A 2767-nucleotide genomic window follows, 5' to 3' on the forward strand; every position below is an offset into this window, starting at 1 on the left:
CGCCTCGGGTGCCGGGGCGGCGGCCGCCGGTGGACGGGCGACCGTCGTGGCCACGCGGGCGGGCGGCGCAGCGGCATCCGTCACGCCGAGCACCTGTCGTGCCCGCACGACGTGCTCGGGCTCGGCGATGATCGCGTAGCGCGTGGCGAGCACCTGCATGACCGAGGTGAAGTCGCGCCGCCGGCGGTTGACGGAGTACGAGACGAGGCTGAAGATCATGCCGAAGCCCGCGCCGATGAGCACCGCCGCGCCCAGGATGCCGAGCGAGGTGCCGGACGGGGAGAAGATGAAGAACAGCAGGCCGAGGAACGTGCCGAACCAGGCCCCGGAGAGCGCGCCGGCGGCGGCCGTGCGACCCCAGCTCAGCGTGCCGGTGATGCGTTCGACGCTCGTGAGGTCGTGCCCCACGATCGAGAGCTCCTTGACCGGGAACTCGGCCTTCGCCAGCTGGTCGACCGCGGCCTGCGCCTCCTGGTAGGTCTCGTAGCTCGCGACCGTCTCGCCCTTCGGCAGGGTCGGGAAGGTGCGGCCGATGCGACCGCCGAAGGGCGACTGGTTGCTCACCCGGCCATTCTTCCACGCGGCTCCGTCGCCCGGCCCGATCGCGGGTGCGCGGGGTAAGTTGGGAGGCGTGAGCGCCACGAGAGTCTTCGTCGCCCGACTCGCCGGGTGCGCCGTGTTCGACCCCGCGGGCGACCGCGTCGGGAAGGTGCGCGACGTCCTCGTCGTGTACCGCAAGGACGACCCGCCGCGCGTCGTCGGGCTCATCGTCGAGATCCCCGGCAAGCGCCGCGTCTTCGTGTCGATCGGCCGGGTGACGTCGATCGGCGGCGGCCAGATCATCACGACCGGCCTCATCAACCTGCGCCGATTCGAGCAGCGCGGCGGCGAGGTGCGCGTGATCGCCGAGATGCTCGGCCGCAAGGTCGCCTTCAACGACGGCTCCGGCACCGCGAGCATCGAGGACGTCGCGATCGAGGAGCGCGAGCCCGGCGAGTGGGAGGTCGACCAGCTCTTCGTGCGACGCCCGAAGACGAGCGCATCGCCGTTCGCGAAGGGCCCCTCCGCCTACGTCACTTGGCGCGAGGTGCGCGAGACCACCGAGGCCGGCGAGGCGCAGTCCGCCGAGCAGCTCATCGCGACGTACTCCGAGCTGAAGCCCGCCGACCTCGCCAACACCCTGCTCGACCTCCCGCCGCAGCGGCGGCAGGAGGTCGCGGCCGAGCTCCCCGACGACCGCCTGGCCGACGTGCTCGAGGAGATGCCGGAGATCGACCAGGTCGAGATCCTCGCGAAGCTCGGCGACGACCGCGCGGCCGACGTGCTCGACCACATGTCGCCCGACGACGCCGCCGACCTCATCGCGCAGCTGCCCGAGGAGCGCGGCGAGCACCTGCTCGAGCTCATGGAACCCGAGGAGGCCGAGGACGTCCGGTTCCTCCTCTCGTACGGCCCCGACACCGCGGGCGGCCTCATGACGACCGAGCCGATCATCGTGTCGGCGGATGCCACGGTGGCCGAGGGCCTCGCCCTCATCCGCCGCCACGACCTCCCGCCCGCGCTCGGCGCGGCCGTGTGCGTCACGCTCCCGCCGTACGAACCGCCGACGGGCCGGTTCCTCGGCATCGTGCACTTCCAGCGGATGCTGCGCTATCCGCCGCACGAGCGTCTCGGCTCGCTCATCGACCAGGGGCTCGAACCCGTGAAGGCCGAGACGTCGGCCGCCGAGGTCAGCCGCATCCTGGCGAGCTACGACCTCGTGTCGGTGCCCGTGGTCGACGAGAAGCATCGGCTGGTGGGCGTCGTCACGATCGACGACGTGCTCGACTACCTGCTCCCTGACGACTGGAGGAGTCACCCCGAGGACGAGTCGGAGGTGAGCAGACGCGCGACGGCCCGCGCACAGCTGGCCACCGGCAGCATCCCGATCGCACCCGGAAGGAGGGCAGGAGATGGCACGCGCTGACGCCGCCGACGACCGTCGGTTCGACACCCCGAAGGGCATCCGCCGACCCGCGCCGCCCCTGCGCCGTTCCGGTGATCGGGACCGCTTCGGCCGGTTCACCGAATGGGTCGCACGCAACATGGGCACCCCGTGGTTCCTGCTCGGCCTCACGCTCTTCGTCACGTTCTGGATCCTGTGGAACACGCTCGCCCCGCCCGCCTGGCGGTTCGACTCGGTCGAACTCGGCTTCATCGCGCTGACGCTCGTGCTCTCGCTCCAGGCGTCGTACGCCGCGCCCCTGATCCTGCTGGCGCAGAACCGCCAGGACGACCGCGACCGCGTGCAGATCGAGCAGGACCGCCAGCGCGCCGAGCGCAACCTCGCCGACACCGAATACCTCGCCCGCGAGGTCGTGGCGCTCCGGCTCGCGGTCCGCGACCTCGCGTCCAAGGAGTTCATCCGGCAGGAACTGCGGCAGGCGCTCGAGGAGCTCGACCGACGCGACGAGGAGGACGCAGCGAATGCCCCGTCCTGACGCGGGCGACGTCGAGCGCGCCGTCCACGCCGCGCTCGAGGGCGTCATCGATCCGGAGATCCGTCGGCCCATCACCGAACTCGACATGGTCGAGCGCGTGACCGCGACCGACGCCGGCGTCGAGGTCGGCGTGCGCCTGACGATCGTCGGGTGCCCGGCCTCCGATCGCATCGAACAGGACGTGCGCGCCGCGGCCGAGCAGGTCGTCGGGGCCGGCAACGCCGTCGTCGAGCTCGGGGTCATGACGCCCGCGCAGCGCGCCGCGCTCACCGAGCGCCTCCGCGGCG

4 protein-coding genes are annotated in these 2767 nt (G+C 72.0%); 3 read left to right on the forward strand and 1 reads right to left on the reverse strand.

What is annotated here, in order from left to right; genetic code table 11:
* A partial coding sequence (locus ESO86_RS14990; RefSeq protein WP_207207168.1) for a YflT domain-containing protein occupies nt 1–564 on the reverse strand: 564 nt, incomplete at its 3' end.
* Between the two features lie 67 nt (nt 565–631).
* On the opposite strand from ESO86_RS14990, the gene ESO86_RS14995 reads away from it, so the two are divergent.
* The 3 genes from ESO86_RS14995 to ESO86_RS15005 form a co-directional block, all read left to right on the forward strand.
* Nucleotides 632–1966 (forward strand): magnesium transporter MgtE N-terminal domain-containing protein, encoded by a 1335-nt coding sequence (locus ESO86_RS14995; RefSeq protein ID WP_129235701.1) that lies wholly within the window; start codon nt 632–634, stop codon nt 1964–1966.
* The gene (locus ESO86_RS15000; protein WP_129235702.1) at nt 1953–2480 is read left to right on the forward strand and encodes a DUF1003 domain-containing protein; all 528 of its coding nucleotides are present in this window, start codon (nt 1953–1955) and stop codon (nt 2478–2480) included. The genes ESO86_RS14995 and ESO86_RS15000 overlap by 14 nt, the downstream gene beginning before the upstream one ends.
* Nucleotides 2467–2767, forward strand: a 301-nt coding sequence (locus ESO86_RS15005; protein ID WP_129235703.1) for a metal-sulfur cluster assembly factor, incomplete at its 3' end; no start/stop codon positions are given. The genes ESO86_RS15000 and ESO86_RS15005, both read left to right, overlap by 14 nt.

Source organism: Agromyces binzhouensis (assembly GCF_004135055.1).
GTDB lineage: Bacteria > Actinomycetota > Actinomycetes > Actinomycetales > Microbacteriaceae > Agromyces > Agromyces binzhouensis.

Excerpts from the sequence above, each read along its gene's own strand:
- ESO86_RS15000 (WP_129235702.1), top strand. The coding sequence starts at position 1,953 with ATGGCACGCGCTGACGCCGCCGACGACCGTCGGTTCGACACCCCGAAG.